This is a genomic window from Aquibium sp. ELW1220 (assembly GCF_030398385.1).
Classification (GTDB): domain Bacteria; phylum Pseudomonadota; class Alphaproteobacteria; order Rhizobiales; family Rhizobiaceae; genus Aquibium.
Window position 1 is genome coordinate 1 of the sequence record NZ_JAOAOQ010000044.1, and the last position, 18,926, is coordinate 18,926.

Below are 18,926 nucleotides of genomic sequence, written 5' to 3' on the forward strand. Positions count from 1 at the left end.
CGCTCCGTCGCCGACCGCCTCCTCAACGTCGCCTGCGCCATGCTGAAAGCCGGAACCTCCTTCGACCCCTCCCGGGCAACCCAGAAAACCTCTTGCTAAACGGTGGGGAGTCCCCCCCACTGCGTGGGGTTGGAGGATGGGCGCTGCGGCCGGCCACTCATCCTCCACCCCACGCAGTGGGGGCGGAGGTGGCGTCGCGAAGCGACGACGGAGGGGGGGGCGACGCTGGAGGATATGGCGACGACCGTGGAGCGGCGCCGACGGGCGGCGACGCAAGGTGGCTCGTCCTGGACCGGATCGCGGGCATGGACGGCGAGGCAGGGATTCCGGATACGCGCCGTCTCGCTTCGCTCGACGTCGCGTTCCGGGATGACGAAGGTGTAGAGGGGTCGCTGGCCGAGGTAGGCCCGTGCGGTTACCGGATTGGCCCCGCGGTGTCCCCCCTCCGCCTCGCTGCGCTCGGCACCTCCCCCCACTTCGTGGGGTTGGAGGATGGGCGCCGGCGCCACCGCTTTATCCTCCACCCCACGCAGTGGGGCGGAGGTGGCGTCGCGAAGCGACGACGGAGGGGGGGCGACGCTGGAGGATATGGCGACGACCGTGGAGCGGCGCCGACGGGCGGCGACGCAGGGTGGCTCGTCCTCTACCGGATCGCGGGGATGGACGGCGAGGCATGGATCCCGGATACGCGCCGTCTCGCTTCGCTCGACGTCGCGTTCCGGGATGACGAAGGGGAGGGGGAGGCGGCCGAGGCGGACCGGCTCAGCCCCGGGTGGCGATGAACCCGGCGATGGTGTCGCAGATGCGGTTCTGATCGTCGGCCGTCAGGTAGGGATGCATCGGAAGGCACAGGATGCGCGAGGGGAGTTCCTCCGACACCGGCAGGCCGGTCGGCACGCGCGGGAAGTGCTCATAGGCCACCTGCAGGTGCAGCGGCTTGACGTAGTAGATCACGCTCGGGATGCCGGCCGCCTGCAGATGCGCCTTCAGGGCGTCGCGGTGCGGGGTCTCGATGGCATACTGCGCCCAGGCCGAACGCCGGTTCTCGGGCACGACCGGCGTCTTGACCACGCCCGCGAGCCCTTCGGCATAGCGCCGCGCCACCACCTGGCGCTCCGCCATCTCGTCTTCGAGGATCGCGAGCTTCTCGATCAGGATCGCCGCCTGCAGCGTGTCGAGACGCGAGTTCAGGCCGACATGGACGTTGTCGTACTGCGTGGAGCCCTTGCCGTGGAAGGCGTAGGAGCGCAGCGTCTCGGCGAAGGCGTCGTCGTCGGTGAACATCGCGCCGCCGTCGCCGTAGCAGCCGAGCGGCTTGGCCGGGTAGAAGCTGGTCGAGCCGACGTCGCCGAAGGCGCCGCACCGGCGGTTGTCGAGGCTGCCGCCGATTGCCTGCGCGGCGTCCTCGATCACCATCAGCTTCTCGCGCCGCGCGATGGCGCCGATGGCGGGATAGTCGGCGGCAAGCCCGAACAGGTCGACCGGGATGACGGCCCTCGGGGTCAGCCGGCCTTCCGCCCTGACCATGGCGATGGCGGCTTCGAGGGAGGCGGGGTCCATGTTGTAGCTGTCGGGATCGATGTCGACGAAGACCGGCTCTGCCTTCGCCAGCGCGACCACCTCGGCGGTGGCAGCGAAGGTGAAGCTCGGGCAGAACACGGCGTCTCCCGGTCCGATGCCGCTGGCGAGCAGGGGCAGCAGCAGCGCATCGGTGCCGTTGGCGCAGGCCACCACGTTGCGGACACCGACATAGTCGGCGAGCTGCGTTTCGAACGCGCGCACGTCCGGGCCGAGAATGTAGGCGCCGCTGTCGATGACGCGGTCGACGGCAGCCTTCAGGCGGTTGCTGATACGCGCCCGCTGGGCCCCGAGATCGATGAACTGCATTGGCTCTCCAGCACTTCCCGCGCCGCGTCGGCGCCCTGTCCCGAACGTGTCTTAGGACGCGCGCCGGATCATTGCCAGACGCATTCGATCACCATGCGTAGGGTGCGGTAACGTGACGTTATGCAAGGAGAAAAAGGCGGTCGCCGAGCCTCAGCGGGCAGCTGAATCGAAATGGCGCCGCAGCAGGCGGACATTGCGGTTGTTGGCCTTGTAGAAGACGTCGAAGACCGAGCCCAGCACCGGAATGCTGCCGACGACGGTGTCGAGCGCGACGTTTCCGACCATCCGCGCGATCACGTGGCCGGGCGCGCCGGCGCGCCAGCCATGCAGGATGATGTGCCCGGACACCAGTGCGGCAGCGACGTCGCCCACGCCCGGGATCAGGCCGGCGACGGCATCTAGCCCGAAGCGGATGCCGGTGCCGGGGATGTGCCAGCGCGAATCGAGGTTTCGCGCCAGTTCCTCGAGACCGGCGATCCTGTCGCCTTCGTTCGTTCGGGCAGAACTGGTCATGCCGGGAGGTGCGGCTGCCGCGACTCCTCGAGGGCACGCAGGAAGATGCGGCGGGCGATGTGCGGCGAGGCACGGCCTTCGCCGGCGGCGCGGCAGGCCTGGCGGGCGGCCCAGTACCATTTGCCGCGCGCTTCGGGCCAGTCGTTCTCGAGCGCGATCGACGCCTGGGCGGCGTCGTGAATCTCGAGCGGGCGTGCATCTTCGCCCTGCAGCAGTTTCACCGGTTCATGGAAGAGGGACATTGCCTGCACTCGCTCTTGGGGACCGGATGATGAACGTACGGGAACCGGCGTGGTTCCGGCATGATCTGCAGCCGGACCCTCTCACGGAAAGCTTTCGCCGATGTGAAGGCGCCGCCGTCCGGCGACGGCGGCACAGGGACGATCGCGGCAGGAACGCGTCAGTCGCGGCGCTCGCGCCGCAGTTCGCGCCGCTCCTGCCGCAGGTCGCGGCGCTCCTCGCGCACCTCGCGACGGTGGGGCCGAAGGTTCTCGCCATCCCGCCGGGCTTCGCGCAGGTCGCGGCGCGCGTCGCGCAGATCGCCGCGGGCATCGCGGACGTCACGGCGCTCGCTTCGCAGTTCCCGACGCTCGCTCCGGTCCCTGCGGTCGAGGTAGCGGTCCCGGTACCAGGGCCGGTCGCGATAGTGGCGGCCGTGGTAGGCGTAGGGCTCGAACCCGACCACCGGCAGGCCGATGGAGACGCCGACGGACGAGATCGTGCGGTCGCGATAGCGCTCGCTGCGATAGGCGAGGTAGTTGCCGGAAACCCAGCCCCGTTCGCCCCGCCACCCGACGTCGCACCAGTTGTATCCGTTGAGACAGCCATGGACCACGACGCGGTCGCGCGACGGTATCGTGTCGAAGCGCTGGTAGGAGGTGCCGGGTCCGGTCCGGATGTTCAGGTCGCTGGTCGTGATGGCCTGCGTGGCGGCGCTGGCCGCGACGGGTGCGAGCAGCCCGAAGGCGAGCGTGGTGGAGATCAAAGTGTGCTTCAGCATGGGGAATTTCTCCTCTTGTTGAACGGTTTCCTTCCCTTCGCAGCCAGAAATCGGTGAGGCGCGGGTTCGTTCCGGCATGAAAAAAGGCGATTCCGCGGCACGAAAGACGCAGGGCAGGGCGCGGATCTACCCCCCAAGGCTGCGCGGACGGGACGCGGGCGCGCGCGACGGTGCGCGCTCGCGGCGGTCGGCTTCGCGGCCCGTGTGGTGTCGCGATCCCCGTCGGGGCCTCAGTTCGTCGAGAGGAGCGCGGCGATGTCGAGCGGCAGACGGCGGATGCGCTGGCCGGTGGCGTGGAACACGGCGTTGCAGATCGCCGGGGCGACGCCGACGATGCCGATCTCGCCGACCGGCTTGCCGCCCATCGGCGCGGCGCGGAAATCCGGCTCGCCGACCGAGAACACCTCGATGTCGGGAATGTCGGCGTTGGTGGGGATCAGATAGTCGCCGAGATTGTCGTTGACGATCCGGCCGTCGCGCGGGTCGACCCGCCCGCCCTCGAGCAGCGCCTGGCCGATGCCCATGACGATGCCGCCCCGGAACTGGCTGGCGGCGAGGTGGGGATTGTAGAGCCGGCCGCAGTCGAAGCCGGAAACGACGCGCCGGACGCGGACGGTGCCGAAATCCTCGTCAACCTTCACCTCGACGAAATGCGCGCACCACGAGGCGACCGAAGAGACGCCGCCGTCGGGCGGCCGCAGGCCGGCGACCGTCGTCATGATGCGGTGCCGCTCCTGCGCGCTCGTGCCGGCCGGGAAATTGTCCTCGATGCGTTCGATCCGGTCGCGGCCGATCGCCTTGAGCAGGTCGGCGATCGGAACCGCCCTGCCTTCGTCCAGCGTCGGGTGGATGCGGCCGCGGGTGATGTCGAGCGTGTTCAGTTCGCTGCCGCGGAACGGCGAACCCTGCTCGGTCAGGGCAAGGCCGATGATCGTCTCGCGCATCGCTGCCGCGGCCTTGTGGACGAGCCCGGTCATGACGCCGGCCAGCAGCGAATTGCCGGCGAGCGGCCCGCTCGGCAGCTCGCTGTCGCCGAGCCGCACCGTGACGTCGCCCGGCAAGACGCCGAGCGCGTCGGCGGCGGCCTGCGCCAGGATGGTGTAGGTGCCGGTGCCCATGTCGATGCCGGCCGACAGCACCTCGATGGAGCCGTCCGCATCGACGCGCAGGCCGGCTTCCCCGAAGTGGTCGAGCGCAGGGAACAGGCCGGCGGCGACGCCCCAGCCGAGGAAGGCTCCGTCGGCGTCGCGCATCGAGCGGGGCGCGGCAGGACGATCCTTCCATCCGAACCGCCGCGCGCCTTCGACGAGCGCCTCGCGCAGCCGGCGCGAGGACCAGGGCTGTCCGGTCTGCGGGTTGAACCCGGCCTCGTTGCGCAGCCGCAGTTCCACCGGATCGATGCCGGCCAGATGGGCCAGCTCGTCTATGGCGGATTCGAGGCCGAAAGCGCTCGGATGCTTGCCGGGCGCACGCATGTGCGCGGGCGTCACCGTGTTGACGTGCACGAGACGCTGGCGCGAGCGCAGGTTCGGCACGTCATACATGACGCTCGTGGCGGCGTTCAGCTGCTCGACGAAGGGGACGAAGACGGAGGTCTCGCTCTCGCCGTCCTGGACGATGGCCTTCAGGCGGCCGTCGGCATCGGCGCCGAGGCGCAGCGTCTGCCGCGTCGCCGCGCGGCCGCCATGGGCGGTGAAATTCTGGGCGCGGGTGACCGCCACCTTGACCGGCCGGCCGAGTTCGCGCGCCGCAAGCGCTGCGACCGCGCCATGCGTCATGGCGGTGACCTTGGAGCCGAAGCCGCCGCCGACGAAGTGGGAGATCAGCCGGACGTTCTCGAAGGGAATGCCGAACCAGCCGGCATAGGTGCGGGCCATCGCGTCGATCCACTGGCTCGGTTCGCGGACCGTCAGCCGGTCGCCCTCCCACCAGGCGACGGCACCGTGCGGCTCGATGGGGACGTGGTATTCGCGCGGGGTCTCGTAGGTCGCCTCGACGCGGAAGACCGATCCGGCGAGCGCGGCCTCCGCATCGCCCCGGTCGATGTCGACGGCGCCGACGGGGACCCCCGGTCCCGCGTCTTTCGACAGAATGCTCGGCACGACGTCGCCGGGCGCATAGTCGATCCGCAGGAGGGCCGCGGCGGTTTCGGCCTGCTGGCGGGTCTCCGCGATGACGGCGGCGACCGCCTGACCCCAGTGGAGGATCGACGCGGGGAAGACGTGGAACGGGCCTTCGCCCGGCGTTCCGTCGAGGAAACTGTCGGGGGCGCCGAGCACGGGCGTGTCGAACGGGGTGAACACCATCAGCACGCCGGGGCTCTGCCGCGCGGAAGCGGCGTCGACGGACAGGACCGTCCCCGCGCCGATCGTGCCGCGGACCAGGACGCCATGCGCCAGGCCGGCGGGGGCGGCGTCCAGGGCATAGGCCGCTTCGCCGCGCACCTTGCGATCGCCGTCCACACGCGCCAGCGGGGAACCGAGATGAAGAGCGCCGTCGGAGGCGTCGCCGTGCTTTCGCTTCGTCGGGTCCGTCACGACAGGTCCAGTGCGGTCAGGAGGGCGCGTTCCAGCGTGCGCGTCAGCAGGCGGATCTTGAAGTGGTTGTCGGGCGTCGACCGGGCGTCGCCAGCCGCGGTCGCGGCGGCCTCGGCGATGCGCGCCCGGGTGGGAGGCCCCGCCCGCAGGACGGCCTCGACGGACGGGAGCCGCCAGGGCTTCGTCGCGACGCCGCCGACGGCGACGCGGATCTGCGGACCGTTCCCCGTCAAGTCGACGGCGAGCGCCACGCTGACCGCGGCGAATTCGTAGGACTGACGGTCGCGCAGCTTGAGGTAGCTCGACCGCGCCGCACCCGCGTCGGCCGCTACGGAGACCGCCGTGATGATCTCGTCGTCGGCAAGCACCGTCTCCCTGCCGCTGCCGGCTTCAGCGAACAGGTCGACGAGCGCGACGTCGCGCATGTCGGTGTGGACGGTCGCGTCGAGTGCCGCCAGCACGATGGCAAGGTCTCCGGGATAGGTCGCCATGCAGGCATCGGTGGCGCCGAGGATCGCGTGATTGGGAGTGACGCCGCCGATCGCGGCGCAGCCGGATCCGGGCGTCCGGCGATTGCAGGCGGCATAGGTCGAGGCGTCGCGGAAATAGGCGCAGCGGGTGCGCTGGAGGATGTTGCCGCCGATCGTGGCCATGTTGCGGATCTGGCCGGAGGCGGCGCGTTCGATCGATTCCGCGATGGCGGGTGCCAGCCTGAGCACGTCGGCGTTGCGGGAGACGTCGGCCATGCGCGCCAGCGCGCCGATGTGCAGACGGCCGGCGTCGACGCGAACGGCGTCGAGACCGGCAAGGCCGCCGATGTCGACCAGGAGGTCGGGCTTCATCGCCCCGAGCTTCGCGAGGTCGACGACGGTCGTGCCGCCCGCGAGCGCGATCGAGCCGGGCAGGGCCAGAGCCTGCTTTGCCTCCTCAAGCGACGAGGCCCGCAGATAGGCCAGGCGGTTCATCGGCGTTCGACCACTGCTGCCGCGGAACGGACGGCTGCCACGATGTTCGGATAGGCGCCGCAGCGGCAGAGATTGCCCGACATCGCCTCCCGGATGGCCTCGTCGGAGGTCGCCGCCCCTTCCAGGATGCAGGCCGTGGCGGAAACGATCTGGCCCGGGGTGCAGTAGCCGCACTGCAACCCGTCCTCCGCCACGAAGGCCGCCTGAACGAGGCGCCCGACGGGGTGCTCGACCATGCCCTCGACCGTCGTGACGGCGCCGTGCTCCGCCTGGGCCGCAAGCGTCAGGCAGGACAGCACGCGGCGGCCGTCGACGAGCACCGTGCAGGCGCCGCACTGGCCGTGGTCGCAGCCCTTCTTGGTGCCGAACAGGCCCAGGCGCTCGCGCAGCACATCAAGGAGGGTTTCGCGGGCTTCCGCGCGGATCCGATGGCTGCGGCCATTCACCCGCAGGTGCAGATCGAGGTCGGTCCTGGCCGCGCTTCGAACGAAGGGGGTGTCGGCCGAACGCATCGTGCTGCTCCTTCGGCGGCTGACAGAGGCCGCCAGTTTTGAATACATCTTGTCCGGACCTTATCATGCCCGATGGGGCTTTCAAGAGCGCACAAACGACTCGCCCTTGGATGCAGCCGCGTCGATGCGGGATTCGAAAACAGACGATAATCAGAGATTTAGCCGAAAGCCGGCATGCCGAATTCCTGATCCTGAGCGACTGGAGCCGTTGACATGATGCGGACAATGTCCCTATCTTTGTGCACAAACATGCAGCCAAATATGTCCGGACATTGGACTGCCTGACAAAAAGGGGACGACGGTGGACGGATTTCGAGGGCGCAGAGCCGTCGTCACGGGAGCCAGCCGGGGGCTGGGCCAGGCCATGGCCGCTGCCCTGGCATCTGCCGGAATGGACGTCGTCATCACCGGCCGCGACCGCGAGGCGATGGCGGCGACGGTGGACCGGATCGAGGCGGACGGCGGCAGCGTCTCCGCCCGTGCGCTCGACGTCACCGATACGGCCGATGTGGAACGCTTCGCCGACGAGGTCTGGAGCGCCGGTCCGGTCGATGTCGTGATCGCCAATGCCGGGGTCAGCCTGGTGAAGCCGGCGATCGAAACGACGGACGCCGACTTCATGCGCGTCATCGAGGCCAATGTCCTCGGCACCTTCGCAACCATGCGGTCCTTCGGCGCGCGCATGCATGGCCGGGGCTCCGGAAAGCTGATCGCGGTTTCCTCCGACATCGGCATCCGCGGCAGCGCCAACTGGGTGGCCTATGCCGCGAGCAAGGGCGCCATCAATGCGATGGTGAAGACGCTTGCCTGGGAGTGGGCGCCGAAGCTGACGGTCAACGCCATCGCGCCGGGCGCCTTTGCGACCGACATCAATTCGCATCTGCTCTCGGTGCCCGAGATCATGGCGGCCATCACCGCCGAGACGCCGCTGGCGCGGGTCGGAGCCCCCTCCGAGATCGGACCGCTCGCCCTGTTCCTCGCCGGCCCGGGATCGGATTTCATGACGGGCCAGATCATCAGCCTCGACGGCGGCATCCAGAAGTCATGAGCGCGGCGGTCCTCCAGGCGGCCGGCATCCACAAGACCTTCGGGGGAGCGGTCGCGCTGCATGATGCGCGGCTGACCCTCCATGCCGGCGAGATCCACGCCGTCATGGGCGAGAACGGCTCCGGCAAGTCGACGCTCCTCGCCATTCTGTCTGGCGCCCTGCGCCCCGATTCCGGGACGATCGGCTTCGACGGCAGGAGCGTCGGCGCGCTCGATCCGGTCGAGGCGCGGGCGGCGGGGATCGCGATCGTGCATCAGGAGCCGCAGCTCGCGCCGTCCCTGACCGTTGCCGAGAACATCCTCATGGGCCGGCTGCCGGCATCGGCGGGATTTCTGCGCTGGCGGACCGTCAACGCCCGCGCCCAGGCGGTCCTCGCGACGCTCGGCATCGACGTCGACGTCCGCACGAAGGTGGCGGAACTCTCCATCGGCCGCCGCCAGATGATCGAGATCGCCAAGGGCCTCGTCGACGAGCCGCGGATCCTGCTGCTCGACGAGGCGACGAGCTCGCTCGACGAGGCCGATGCCGCGATCCTGTTTCGCCTGCTGCGCGCGCTGCGCGACAAGGGCGTCGCCATCGCCTTCGTCTCGCACCGCATGACGGAGGTGATGGAACTCGCCGACCGGGCGACCGTGCTGCGCGACGGCCATTTCATCGGCACGACGCCGATCGCCGAAACCGACGAGCGCGCGCTCGTCTCGATGATGGTCGGCCGCGACCTGAAATCATACTGGCACCGCGCGCCGGCAAGACCCGGCAAGGTGCTGCTCGACCTTCAGGAGGTCTCGCGCGGCTCTCTGCGCGACGTGACGCTCACGGTGCGCGCGGGCGAGGTGGTGGGCCTCGCCGGTCTCGTCGGCAGCGGCCGCAGCGCGCTCATGCGCACCATCACCGGCGTCAGGACGGCAACCTCCGGCGCCATCGTCGTGGACGGCCGGCGGGTGGACCCCCGCTCGCCGGCCCACGCCCACCGTGCCGGCATCGGCTACGTTCCGGAAGACCGCAAGGTCGAGGGCCTCGTCATGGGCTGGTCGATCCGGCGCAACGCGGCGCTGTCGCGCATGAACCTGCGCGGACCCATGGCGTTCCTCGGCAAGGCCTTCGACGAGGCGGCCTTCGTCGACGGCTCGCAGGGCCTGAAGATCAAGGCGACCGACTCCGGCCAGCGCGTCAGCGAACTCTCCGGCGGCAACCAGCAGAAGGTGGTGATCGCCCGCGAACTGGCGACGAACCCGAAAGTGCTGCTGCTCGACGAGCCGACGCGGGGCATCGACGTCGGCGCCAAGGAAGACATCTACGCGCAGATTGCGAAGCTCGTGGGCGAGGGCATGGGCCTTTTGATCGCGTCCTCCGAACTGCAGGAACTGCTCGGCGTCTGCCACCGCATCTGCGTCCTCTACCAGGGGCGCATCGTGGCCGAGTTCGACGCGGAAGAGGCGACCGAGGAAGCCATCGCCTACTGGGCGTCCGGCGCCCACGAACTGGAAACGTCATCTCAGGGAGCGGTGCACGCATGACGACGAACGAAGGTGGGCAGGCGGCGTCCGGCTCCGGCGTGCGGGTGGGGACCGTTCTCCGGCGCTATCTCGGCGTGGGCGCGGCCCTGCTGGTGCTGATAGTCGTCCTGTCGCTGACGCAGGACAACTTCCTGCGCTATTCCAACATCATGAACATCCTGCGCACCAATGCGGTGCTGTTCGTGGTGGCGGTCGGGCTGACCTTCGTCATCGTCAGCCAGGGTCTCGATCTCTCGGTCGGTTCCATGGTGGCGCTGGGCGGCGTGTTCCTGGCCTCGATGCTCGAGGCCGGGGTTCCTGCCTGGCCGGCGATCCTGATCACCGTCCTCGCCTGCACCTTCCTCGGCGCGCTCATCAACGGCGGTCTCATCGCCTATGGCGGCCTGAACTTCTTCGTCGTGACGCTCGGCATGCTGCAACTGCTGCGCGGCGCAGCGCTCGTGCTCTCCAACGGCGTGACGAAATCGACCATCGCGCACGAGCCGGTGCAGTGGCTGGGCGACGGCTTCGTGGCGGGGTTTCCCATGCCGGTGCTGATCGCCATTCTCGTCGGCATCGTCGGCTACGTGGTGATGCGGTGGACCCGTTTCGGCCGCAGCGTCTATGCCGTCGGCGGCAACGAGGTCGCGGCGCGGCTGTCGGGCGTCAACGTCAGGGCGGTGCGGTTCTCGGTCTACGCGATCGCCGCCCTCACGGCGGGCATTGCCGCCGTGATGCTGACCGGCCGCCTGACCTCCTCCCAGCCGGTCAGCGGCGCGCTCGGCCTCGAACTGTCGGCGGCCGCCGCCGTGCTCCTCGGCGGCGCGAGCTTTGCCGGCGGCAGCGGCACCGTCGCCGGCACGGCGATCGGCGTCCTCTTCCTCGGCATCCTGGCCAACGGCATCACGCTCGCGGGCGTACCGTCCTACTGGCAGGGCATCGCAACCGGCGTCGTTCTCGTCGCCGCCATCGCACTCGACCGCTTCCGCGGCCGATGACGCAAACCTCGTGAACAACCAAAAGGGGAAATCGACATGACGAAACTGAAGTCCATTCTGCTCGCAGGGGCGGCCGCAACCGCCGCGCTGACGGGCCTGGCCAGTGCCCAGGACAAGCAACCCGTCGTCGGCATCATCGGCGCCAACTACGCCATCGAGGCCGCGCGGGCGCAGTATGAATCGGTCGCGGCCGGCCTCAAGGCCCGCGGCATCGCCTACAAGTTCCTCGACGCCCAGCTCGACATCAACAAGCAGGTCGCCCACATCGACCAGTTCGTCGACGAGGGCGTGGCGGCGATCGCCATGGACATCGCCGGCGATCCCAACGCCGTGCTCGGCCCGCTGATGCGCGCCGATGCGGCCGGCGTGAAGATCTTCTCGATCGGCGGTACGCCGGGCTTCGACAAGACCCTGGTGCAGGTCAACATGCCGTCGCGCGAACTCGGCGTGAAGTCGGGCGAATATGTCTGCGAGGCGACCGGCGGCACGGGCGAGATCGCGCTCATCGAGGCGATCGAGATCCCGGTGCTGACGCCGCGCTGGGACGGCTTCAAGGAGACGATCAAGGAGAAGTGCCCCGACCTTGAGATCGTCGCGATCGAGCGCGCCATCCCCGACGACGCGGCGACCGGCCGTCCGCTCGCTGAAAACCTGCTGACGCGCTTTCCCGACCTCAAGGCCATCTGGTCGATGAACGACGGCATCGCGCTCGGCGCGGGCCTCGCCGCCAAGTCGTCCGGCCGCGAGATCCTGATCACCGGCCTCAACGGCGAGAACCAGGGCATCGACGGCATCAAGCAGGGCGTCATCTCGGCGAGCTGGGACATGATGCCGACCGACGGCGGCATGGTTCTGGCCGGCCGCATCGCCGACATCCTGGAAGGCAAGACGCCGGCGCCGACGACGACGGAAGTCATCCAGATCTCCGACGTCGCCACCTGGACCAAGGACAACGTCGCCGACTGGAAGCCCTACGACCAGCGGGTCGAGTACCCGGGTCTGCAGTAAGCCGAAGAGCCGGGTCCGGAGACACAACCATGCGCGCACTTCTCCTCAGCCAGATCGGCGTCGCCCAGGAGGTCGTCGACGATCTCGACGTCGACCTTCCGCAGGAGCATGAAGTGCTCGTCCGGACCTGCGCCTGCGGCGTCTGCCACAGCGACCTGCATTTCCGGCAGGGGAAATGGACCTCCTTTCCCATGCCGCTCGTGCTCGGCCACGAATGCGCCGGCATCGTCGAGAAGGTCGGGTCGCAGGTCAGCTACCTGAAGCCCGGCGATCACGTGGTGGGCTGCCTGACGCCCTTTTGCGGCGAGTGCGAGTACTGTCTCTCCGGTCGCATGTACATCTGCAACGGCGGCGGGCTGAACCGGCCGGAGGGCGGCAGGCCCCGCCTGTCGCGGCGCGGCAAGCCGGTCTCGCAATTCGTCAATCTCTCCGGCTTCTCGGAGATGATGCTGGTGCACGAACGCGCGCTGGTGAAGATCGACGAGGACATTCCGCTCGACGTCGCGGCCGTCGTGGGCTGCGCCGTCACCACCGGCGTCGGCGCGGTGTTCAACACGGCCGAAGTGCGGCCCGGCGAGACCGTGGCCGTGTTCGGCTGCGGCGGCGTCGGCCTCAACATCGTGCAGGGCGCCCATGTCGCAGGTGCCGGCCGCATCATCGCCGTCGACCGCTCGCCCGCCAAGGCTGAGGCCGCGCGGGCCTATGGCGCGACCGACGTCGTCGTCTCCGACGACGAGGTGGTCGGGCGCGTCGTCGAGATGACCGGAGGCGGCGTCGACCATGCCTTCGAGGCCGTCGGCCTGACCGTCACCGCGCAGGCCGCCTTCAACGTGCTGAAGCCCGGCGGGACCGCGACCATCGTCGGGCTGCTGCCGATGGGCGACAAGATCAGCGTCGATTCGACCATGCTGACCTTCGACCGGCGGCTGCGCGGCTCGTCGATGGGCTCCAACCGCTTCCGCATCGATATCCCCCGCTACCTGAAGATGTGGCAGGACGGCCGGCTGAAGATTTCCGAGATGATCACCGCGCGGATCACGCTCGACGAGGTCGACGACGCCATGGTGGCGCTCGACAAGGGCGACGGCATCACGCGCTCGGTGGCGATGTTCTGAGCGGCGGGACCGTCCGCGCCGGCGGACGGTCTGCCTTCCGGGTGTTGGTGGACGGTCTGGTCAGGCGGATAGCAGTAGACGCTATCGCTCATTCAGCGGCGTGTAATGTCGCCGCCGAACGTGCGCGTTCCCTGATATGGGCGAGGCGCCTTTCGTGCGACCAGCCCTCGCGCTCGAACCTCTCGGACATCGCCGTCTGCTCCGGGCTGGGCGGGCTGTCTTCGATCGATTGCAGATGCGCGGCCGTCGGGCGCTGCCTTGCTTGCACAAGCGCTTCGTCGGACGGGCCTTTTTCGTCTTTCGTCATCCTTGGATCATACCGGAATCAGCCCCGAATTGCCAGCTTCCAACGGCTTTTCCCGCTGACTCTCGCCGTTTCCGTCCGCCTCCATTTCATGGTTCTTTGTCGCGGGCGCCGGAGCTGAACCGGTGGAGAACCCCGGTGCAAGCCCGGCGGGCATTCTGGCAGCACCTGCGCAACAACCGGCAGTCGAACCGCGTCTTCGCCGACGACGAGGCGATCATCGAAGCCGCCTGCGACGCCTGGCGCAAGCACCTCGCCCAACCAAACGCAATCACATTGATCAGAATGTTGGGCCGGACGCATGTCGGGCAGCGGACAAGGTGGTTGGTATTATGAACCGACTTGCTGTCTTCCGCGGGCAGCGGGCGCGACCGTGGCGGCGGCGCGAGACAGATCCAGAACGACCACGCTGATCGCGGCTTGCAATTGCTCGGGCATCTCCGCGAGGATCGCCTCCCTAAGTGCACGCGCCGAACTGATACCGGTGGTTCGTAAACCCGCAACCGGCACATCGGCGCCATACCAGAATACAAGGTAGATGCCTTGCCCGGCGGCATTGGGATGAATGGCGTATCGTTCAGCAAGCTGCGCAGAAGCAGCGGTAAAAAGCCTGCTGCTCCACTGCCCCTTTACCTCAACCACCAGGAGCCGCTGAATGCCTGGAAGTGTCGCGCTCACCGTAATGTCGCACCGGTTTTCGTCGGCCATGTGGCGCTCGATCTCCACGGACAATCCAAGTGCCATCATGCGCGCATACAGCCGGTCCACCACGCGGTTGCGGCCCGTGTTCTCATCGACATGCGCGCCGCCTTCATAGAAGGTGTCGAGTGGGTCGGTTTCGGAGCCGCGTAGCCAGCCCTGAAGCGCTGCCAGTTCCTCGACCATCAGCGCGCGCAGATCCTCAACCGTAGCAACCTGGTGCCGGTCGAGCATCGCAACGATCTGCGCGGGCGACGGCGCTGCGAAATCCCGCAGCGCCAGGGCATGCAGCGTTTCGGCGCGCAGGGTCAGAAGCTGCGCTCTGAAGACATCAAAGCGGGAGTCGCCGAGCATATTGTCTAGCACAGGCAACTTGCGGTCAAGATCCGCGCTACCGATCTTCCAGATCACATCCGTGAAGAATCGGAATGCGCGTTCCCCTGGTGGTGAGCTCGTGCCGAAGCCGTTCGGGAGCGGGACCGGCGGCCACGCGGTAACGAATGTGTCGAGGATGCGGAAGATCGCCTCAGGTGAGAGCGGCAGTTGGTAAGCATTTTCCTTAGCGCCGAACCATCCGATGCGGTCCTGGATGTCAAGAACGACAGCTGGGTCGAGGCGTAATTCAGACCATGCCCGCGAGAGCGACGGAGTCTCGAAGAAAAAGCATTGCAGCGCCCAGAAGCGATGGCGGCGGGCCGCACTCTGATCCTGTTGCGTGTTCTTCCCGCTGTCCGCGACAGGATCGGCAAAGCGCGCATCGATCAGAGCCAGGAGCCGCGCCCGGTCGCCATGCTCGGCTGCCATCTCAAACAGCGTCTCCATCGCGTGCTGCGGCATGAGCGGATAACGCTCAAGCCAGTCGAGCGGCTGAGTTCTCAGGAAGCCCCGGAAACGCGCCTTCCGCTTCAGCCACGCGACGTTCGTCGGCGTCTCTTCGGTCGACACGAGCGCCGGCTCGATGTACGCGGCAATAAATTGGTCTACCGCCGCCTGATCCAGAAAGACAGCGTCCTCAAGGGCTTCCTCGAACGCCTTCTCTTCGGCGTCGTTGTCCATGAATGCTGGCCATGACCCGGCCTCGGTGTAGGCTGCCTTCAGGACGACTGGAGGGAGCGCGGTCAAGTCCGAGCCGTCCCGGAACCGCACGAGGCAATGCGCGTAGAATATCTGGGCCGTCGCCCGGCCTCGCCCGGTGGCTAGGTCCCGCAACGATGGACTGTGCACCATAAGATGCGGGATGCAGTTGCGCAGCGCCTCTGCAGGTGTGGCACCATAGTCCATGTGCGCCAGCTTTTCGGGTTCGAGCAGGTACATGCTCGCGAAGTATCTCGTCCACCCACCGACCAGACCGGCGGCAATTTCTTCGCGGTGTGCGTTGAAGTGCGTTTGGTTCTCCGCATGCACTTGCGCTTCGCGCCGCTGGTACCGTCCGCGGCGAAAGTGCATGTCTCGCCTTTGCTGCTCGCGTTGCAGGCGGGACTGACGCTCCCGCAGTGCCCAGACCCGCATCAGTGCCGGATTGGCCCGTGCGTGCGACCGCTGAAGCGTGCGGATGGGGCTAGCGCGCTGCTCGGTGTTGTGGGGGTTGTGCGGCATCAGCATCACCTGCCAAAGCGCATGATTTCCGGAGGCGATCGCCTTGTCAGCGACTACCGTCATGTCCTCGGCATGGAGCCGGATGCCTGCATGGGTTGTGCTTATATACAGGTCACTCACGGCCTGTTGAGTGGCGTAAAGTGTCTCATGGCTAAAGACTGCCAACCACTGCACCGCCCTTCGCAAGCCGTGATCCTCTTTCAAGTACCGCACAGAGTTACAATTGTCTCCGCCATGATAATCCGAGAAACGAAGTTGGCTAAGCCACTGCCATAGCCGATGAGGATCATGCGGCCCGGTGGCAATTTCGAAATAGCGATCCAGCACGTTACCCACAATCTTGCTGATGCCATTGCGGCATCGGCAGTGCCAGCGTTGACGGGGGGAGCAGGTACAGATGAGCCCCGACGTGAGTTCGTCGAGGGCACTGCGGAGCGTTCCCACATCCAGCGACGTGATCAACGTCTTGATAAAATAGCGGCGCTCGCGTTCGCGATCGCGGGGTTCGTCTTTAGTTGGATAAAGGCTGGCGGCGCCGCGGAGCAACGCAAGCAACTGCTGCAGACTAACACGCTCACCGCCGAGTTCCATCGCCGCGTGAGCGGCGAGATCGAGCGATACGGAAGTTCCTTCCGTGACGAGGGAAGGTACAATAGCTGCGGCGCGGTCCGGATCTGCCATGACCAGGGTGCGGAACGCACTCTTGCGCGGTCCGCGCCCAAGAGGGCCGAACAGAGCGATCCGCTCAAGATCCGGCACGAACATCGCGCCAGCATCTGAGGACGCGACCAACTCGAGTAAAAGATCGCGCATCGTCGCGTCTGCCGCTGCCGGGTCCAGGATTGCCGACGTTGCCTCGCGCACATCATCGTTGAAAAACTGGCCGACATTGAAGCGTCGCCACAGATCCCCGCGCCGAAAGAAAGGGTCATTGCGGGATATCTCGGCCAGCCGTGTCAGCAAGTGTTGTTTGGCCCGCGGTGTCAGACGGGCGGGATCGCCGTTGGCCAGCACCGCATACGGATCGAGGTCGACTAGGGTGTGTTGAATGTCTTCGCCCGACAGCGCCGCGAGCCACCCGAGAAGGCCCCGCAACTCAGTTCGAACGGCACCGGACGGCGCAATGATGGACAGCAGGCGGGTCAGCGAGAGCCGGTCGCCTGCGTCTTGAATGCGGCGGGCGATATACCGGGCGGCACAATACTCGGCCACGATCCTGTGCACGGGCTCATGCCGGTCGTCGCTGTCGGCGGGTTTCAGGAGCCGGGTGTCGACTACGAAACGTCCGTCCTTGCCCGCAACGGACGGCAAAAACGGAAAGTCCTCGTCCTGAAGCGGCTCGATGGTGCTGACGCCAGCGGCGCCGGAGAGCAGCAGCTTCGCAAAGATTTCGTCTCCAACGGCCATGACGCGATCGCGTGGCGGCCGCCCCACAGTCGAGACCGCGTCATTCGCCTCGTGGGCAAGCCGTCTGGTCGCGTCGTCGAAGATGCCGGTCTTCGAGGTGAAAACGTGCCCGCCCTCGATAAAGGCCTCGCCGAGCAATTGCAGGAACTGCGGATTGCCGAGCAGGCCGCCTAGGTCCATCCGGCGCGCCTCCCGGAGGAACCCATCAAAGTCAATTCCCGCGAAAGCCGCCTCGAAAAGCAGGCGCTGCTCATCCTCAGCGAAGGGTTGCAGCCGCACGGTAACGGGTGCAAGGCCGAAACAATCCTCGACATAGCGCGTCCGGCTGTGGTCCCACTCGCTTGACCTCCCGGCAAAGACAGTCACGTCACGCGAAAGGTCCGCTGCCTTCGCGACAATCGCATCGACTGCGACCGGGTCAGTCCGGGCCACCTCGTCCATGGCGTCGATGACAAGGCCCCGGCCGTTCGGCGCGCCTCTATGCCGGAAGATGCTGGCGCGAATGCTAGCTGTCTCGAGGATTCGCGCGAACTCGGCGAGGAGATCGGATTTTCCCGCACCTGGCTCCGCCAGGACAATGAAAACCGATCCCGTTTCGAGCAATGCTCGCTCGGAATAGAGGCGGTCTTCGACGATGAGTGTCCGCAGGATATACACTTGGTCACGCTAGCAAATCAGATCCCGATTTGCGAGAAGAACCTGAATTTATAAACCGAACCAGTACCAATTTTCCGTACGGAAACTGCAGCTCGCTTAGGCCAGACCGAAGCAGAATCCATGGGAACCGTCTTTCAGTTTTGATTTTCGCATCATGGTTCTACGGGAAATATGCACAGTATTACGTCCGCGCAAACGGTCGACGTTCCCGTTCACTACCAGAACTTTCTCAGAGAAGTGTCCGCTGGGCAATCGCAATCGTGCGACTCACAAGCGCGTAAAATTCGTAAAGCAAGTCGATTGGTCCGACTTCCGGGCCAATCATGAAGGTGAAGTTCAAGCCCACTTCGAATTCGAGCTGCTCTAAGCCGGGTGAGCCTCGATAGAACTCAACCGCCTGTCCCGGGATCATCTGGGTGGCCGTCGCATTGCCTGGAGACATGAGGCCCTGATCAAATCCCATGGGAACCGAGCCAGCAGGACCGCCTCCGAAGCTCAGGGCTCCGTCGGCTCCCATGAAGACCATTGGCATTCCGGCCCGCATAGCCAAGCTCAAGCGACCAAGCACGACCGGCAGGATGTAATGATGGTCGTCGGTGTTCCGCACTTCCGAGAGGCGCCAGAAGAGCTCTCTCGCACCAGCGTATGGCTTTAGCCGATCAATCAGCTTTACGGCCTTCTGGGAAAGGCCTTGGAGCCGCTTCGGCGCTTCGCGCCGGTACTTCTGTTCGCTTTCTGCAGACGGAAAGGCAGTTTGTCGGGTGACCGATTGGCCGTTCGCGCGCACCAGATCGGAGATCATGAGGTTCAGGGCAGACCTCATGTTGCTTAAGGCATCGCCAATTATCCCCTCGATGCTCGCTGGGAGCGGATGCTGCATGGTGATGGTGAATACAAGCTCCTTGGTCGAAGGATCGGTGGCCCACGCGAGCTGCCACCGGGCCGCCTCCAAGTAGGACCCGATGGCCTGCTCCAGTTCGATGAGAAGCTGGCGCGCTCGGTCCAGTTTGCCAGCGGCATTCGGGAGAGGACCAGGAACAACGTTCCCAAACTTGCGGGGAGTGGCAGTCACTGGAGCGGGCATCGGTACCAGCTTTAGGACCTCGACACCATCGACGCGGTAGGATGTGCCGCTCGCATCGCGGTTCATCATGACGATGGGCAAGTCGATGTTCCCCTTCTCT

The 18,926-nt window shown here is 66.8% G+C and carries 17 protein-coding genes; 7 read left to right on the forward strand and 10 right to left on the reverse strand.

Annotation, left to right across the window (positions count from 1 at the left end):
* The first annotated feature begins 305 nt into the window (after nt 1-305).
* Nucleotides 306-782: a hypothetical protein gene (locus tag N1F91_RS25920; RefSeq protein WP_289996446.1), complete on the forward strand. Its 477-nt coding sequence runs from the start codon at nt 306-308 to the stop codon at nt 780-782.
* Here N1F91_RS25920 and N1F91_RS25925 read toward each other — a convergent pair.
* From N1F91_RS25925 to N1F91_RS25955, 7 genes are all read right to left on the reverse strand, one after another.
* Nucleotides 763-1,887 carry a DegT/DnrJ/EryC1/StrS aminotransferase family protein gene (locus N1F91_RS25925; RefSeq protein ID WP_289996448.1) on the reverse strand — a complete coding sequence of 375 codons (1,125 nt, stop codon included), beginning with the start codon at nt 1,885-1,887 and terminating at the stop codon, nt 763-765. The two genes, N1F91_RS25920 and N1F91_RS25925, sit on opposite strands and share 20 nt — an antisense overlap.
* A gap of 150 nt (nt 1,888-2,037) precedes the next feature.
* Nucleotides 2,038-2,400 (reverse strand): DUF4112 domain-containing protein, encoded by a 363-nt coding sequence (locus N1F91_RS25930; RefSeq protein ID WP_289996450.1) that lies wholly within the window; start codon nt 2,398-2,400, stop codon nt 2,038-2,040.
* On the reverse strand, nt 2,397-2,642 hold the full coding sequence (locus tag N1F91_RS25935; RefSeq protein ID WP_289996452.1) for a DUF982 domain-containing protein: 246 nt from the start codon (nt 2,640-2,642) through the stop codon (nt 2,397-2,399). The genes N1F91_RS25930 and N1F91_RS25935 overlap by 4 nt, the downstream gene beginning before the upstream one ends.
* 158 nt (nt 2,643-2,800) lie before the next feature.
* A complete protein-coding gene (locus N1F91_RS25940) occupies nt 2,801-3,400 on the reverse strand; it encodes an SH3 domain-containing protein (protein ID WP_289996454.1) in 600 nt (199 codons plus the stop codon).
* A 230-nt stretch (nt 3,401-3,630) separates the two neighbouring features.
* Nucleotides 3,631-5,937 (reverse strand): xanthine dehydrogenase family protein molybdopterin-binding subunit, encoded by a 2,307-nt coding sequence (locus N1F91_RS25945; protein WP_289996455.1) that lies wholly within the window; start codon nt 5,935-5,937, stop codon nt 3,631-3,633.
* Nucleotides 5,934-6,902 carry an FAD binding domain-containing protein gene (locus N1F91_RS25950; RefSeq protein ID WP_289996456.1) on the reverse strand — a complete coding sequence of 323 codons (969 nt, stop codon included), beginning with the start codon at nt 6,900-6,902 and terminating at the stop codon, nt 5,934-5,936. The genes N1F91_RS25945 and N1F91_RS25950 overlap by 4 nt, the downstream gene beginning before the upstream one ends.
* Nucleotides 6,899-7,414, reverse strand: a complete 516-nt coding sequence (locus N1F91_RS25955; protein ID WP_289996457.1) for a (2Fe-2S)-binding protein — start codon at nt 7,412-7,414, stop codon at nt 6,899-6,901. The genes N1F91_RS25950 and N1F91_RS25955 overlap by 4 nt, the downstream gene beginning before the upstream one ends.
* Before the next feature lie 301 nt (nt 7,415-7,715).
* Here N1F91_RS25955 and N1F91_RS25960 point away from each other — a divergent pair, with 301 nt between their 5' ends.
* The 5 genes from N1F91_RS25960 to N1F91_RS25980 are packed head-to-tail and all read left to right on the forward strand — an operon-like array spanning nt 7,716 to nt 13,079.
* Nucleotides 7,716-8,462, forward strand: a complete 747-nt coding sequence (locus N1F91_RS25960; RefSeq protein WP_289996460.1) for an SDR family NAD(P)-dependent oxidoreductase — start codon at nt 7,716-7,718, stop codon at nt 8,460-8,462.
* A complete protein-coding gene (locus tag N1F91_RS25965; RefSeq protein WP_289996461.1) occupies nt 8,459-9,979 on the forward strand; it encodes a sugar ABC transporter ATP-binding protein in 1,521 nt (506 codons plus the stop codon). Before N1F91_RS25960 ends, N1F91_RS25965 begins: the two co-directional genes overlap by 4 nt.
* Nucleotides 9,976-10,956: an ABC transporter permease gene (locus tag N1F91_RS25970; protein ID WP_289996463.1), complete on the forward strand. Its 981-nt coding sequence runs from the start codon at nt 9,976-9,978 to the stop codon at nt 10,954-10,956. The genes N1F91_RS25965 and N1F91_RS25970 overlap by 4 nt, the downstream gene beginning before the upstream one ends.
* Before the next feature lie 36 nt (nt 10,957-10,992).
* Nucleotides 10,993-11,964, forward strand: coding sequence for a sugar ABC transporter substrate-binding protein (locus tag N1F91_RS25975; RefSeq protein ID WP_289996465.1), 972 nt, complete (start codon nt 10,993-10,995; stop codon nt 11,962-11,964).
* A gap of 29 nt (nt 11,965-11,993) precedes the next feature.
* The gene (locus tag N1F91_RS25980) at nt 11,994-13,079 is read left to right on the forward strand and encodes a Zn-dependent alcohol dehydrogenase (RefSeq protein ID WP_289996467.1); all 1,086 of its coding nucleotides are present in this window, start codon (nt 11,994-11,996) and stop codon (nt 13,077-13,079) included.
* 88 nt (nt 13,080-13,167) lie between these two features.
* On the opposite strand, the gene N1F91_RS25985 is transcribed toward N1F91_RS25980, so the two are convergent.
* On the reverse strand, nt 13,168-13,386 hold the full coding sequence (locus tag N1F91_RS25985; protein ID WP_289996469.1) for a hypothetical protein: 219 nt from the start codon (nt 13,384-13,386) through the stop codon (nt 13,168-13,170).
* 135 nt (nt 13,387-13,521) lie between these two features.
* On the opposite strand from N1F91_RS25985, the gene N1F91_RS25990 reads away from it, so the two are divergent.
* Nucleotides 13,522-13,719 carry a hypothetical protein gene (locus N1F91_RS25990; RefSeq protein WP_289996470.1) on the forward strand — a complete coding sequence of 66 codons (198 nt, stop codon included), beginning with the start codon at nt 13,522-13,524 and terminating at the stop codon, nt 13,717-13,719.
* Here N1F91_RS25990 and N1F91_RS25995 read toward each other — a convergent pair.
* Entirely contained in the window at nt 13,714-17,742 is a 4,029-nt protein-coding gene (locus N1F91_RS25995) for a hypothetical protein (RefSeq protein WP_289996471.1), read from the reverse strand. The two genes, N1F91_RS25990 and N1F91_RS25995, sit on opposite strands and share 6 nt — an antisense overlap.
* Before the next feature lie 229 nt (nt 17,743-17,971).
* Entirely contained in the window at nt 17,972-18,907 is a 936-nt protein-coding gene (locus tag N1F91_RS26000; protein WP_289996472.1) for a hypothetical protein, read from the reverse strand.
* Nucleotides 18,908-18,926: the final 19 nt, after the last annotated feature.

Bases quoted from the DNA above. Each gene is read 5' to 3' on its own strand.
- N1F91_RS25920 (WP_289996446.1), top strand. From the start codon at position 306: ATGGACGGCGAGGCAGGGATTCCGGATACGCGCCGTCTCGCTTCGCTC.
- N1F91_RS25925 (WP_289996448.1), bottom strand. From the start codon at position 1,887: ATGCAGTTCATCGATCTCGGGGCCCAGCGGGCGCGTATCAGCAACCGC.
- N1F91_RS25930 (WP_289996450.1), bottom strand. From the start codon at position 2,400: ATGACCAGTTCTGCCCGAACGAACGAAGGCGACAGGATCGCCGGTCTC.
- N1F91_RS25935 (WP_289996452.1), bottom strand. From the start codon at position 2,642: ATGTCCCTCTTCCATGAACCGGTGAAACTGCTGCAGGGCGAAGATGCA.
- N1F91_RS25940 (WP_289996454.1), bottom strand. From the start codon at position 3,400: ATGCTGAAGCACACTTTGATCTCCACCACGCTCGCCTTCGGGCTGCTC.
- N1F91_RS25950 (WP_289996456.1), bottom strand. From the start codon at position 6,902: ATGAACCGCCTGGCCTATCTGCGGGCCTCGTCGCTTGAGGAGGCAAAG.
- N1F91_RS25955 (WP_289996457.1), bottom strand. From the start codon at position 7,414: ATGCGTTCGGCCGACACCCCCTTCGTTCGAAGCGCGGCCAGGACCGAC.
- N1F91_RS25965 (WP_289996461.1), top strand. From the start codon at position 8,459: ATGAGCGCGGCGGTCCTCCAGGCGGCCGGCATCCACAAGACCTTCGGG.
- N1F91_RS25970 (WP_289996463.1), top strand. From the start codon at position 9,976: ATGACGACGAACGAAGGTGGGCAGGCGGCGTCCGGCTCCGGCGTGCGG.
- N1F91_RS25975 (WP_289996465.1), top strand. From the start codon at position 10,993: ATGACGAAACTGAAGTCCATTCTGCTCGCAGGGGCGGCCGCAACCGCC.
- N1F91_RS25980 (WP_289996467.1), top strand. From the start codon at position 11,994: ATGCGCGCACTTCTCCTCAGCCAGATCGGCGTCGCCCAGGAGGTCGTC.
- N1F91_RS25985 (WP_289996469.1), bottom strand. From the start codon at position 13,386: ATGACGAAAGACGAAAAAGGCCCGTCCGACGAAGCGCTTGTGCAAGCA.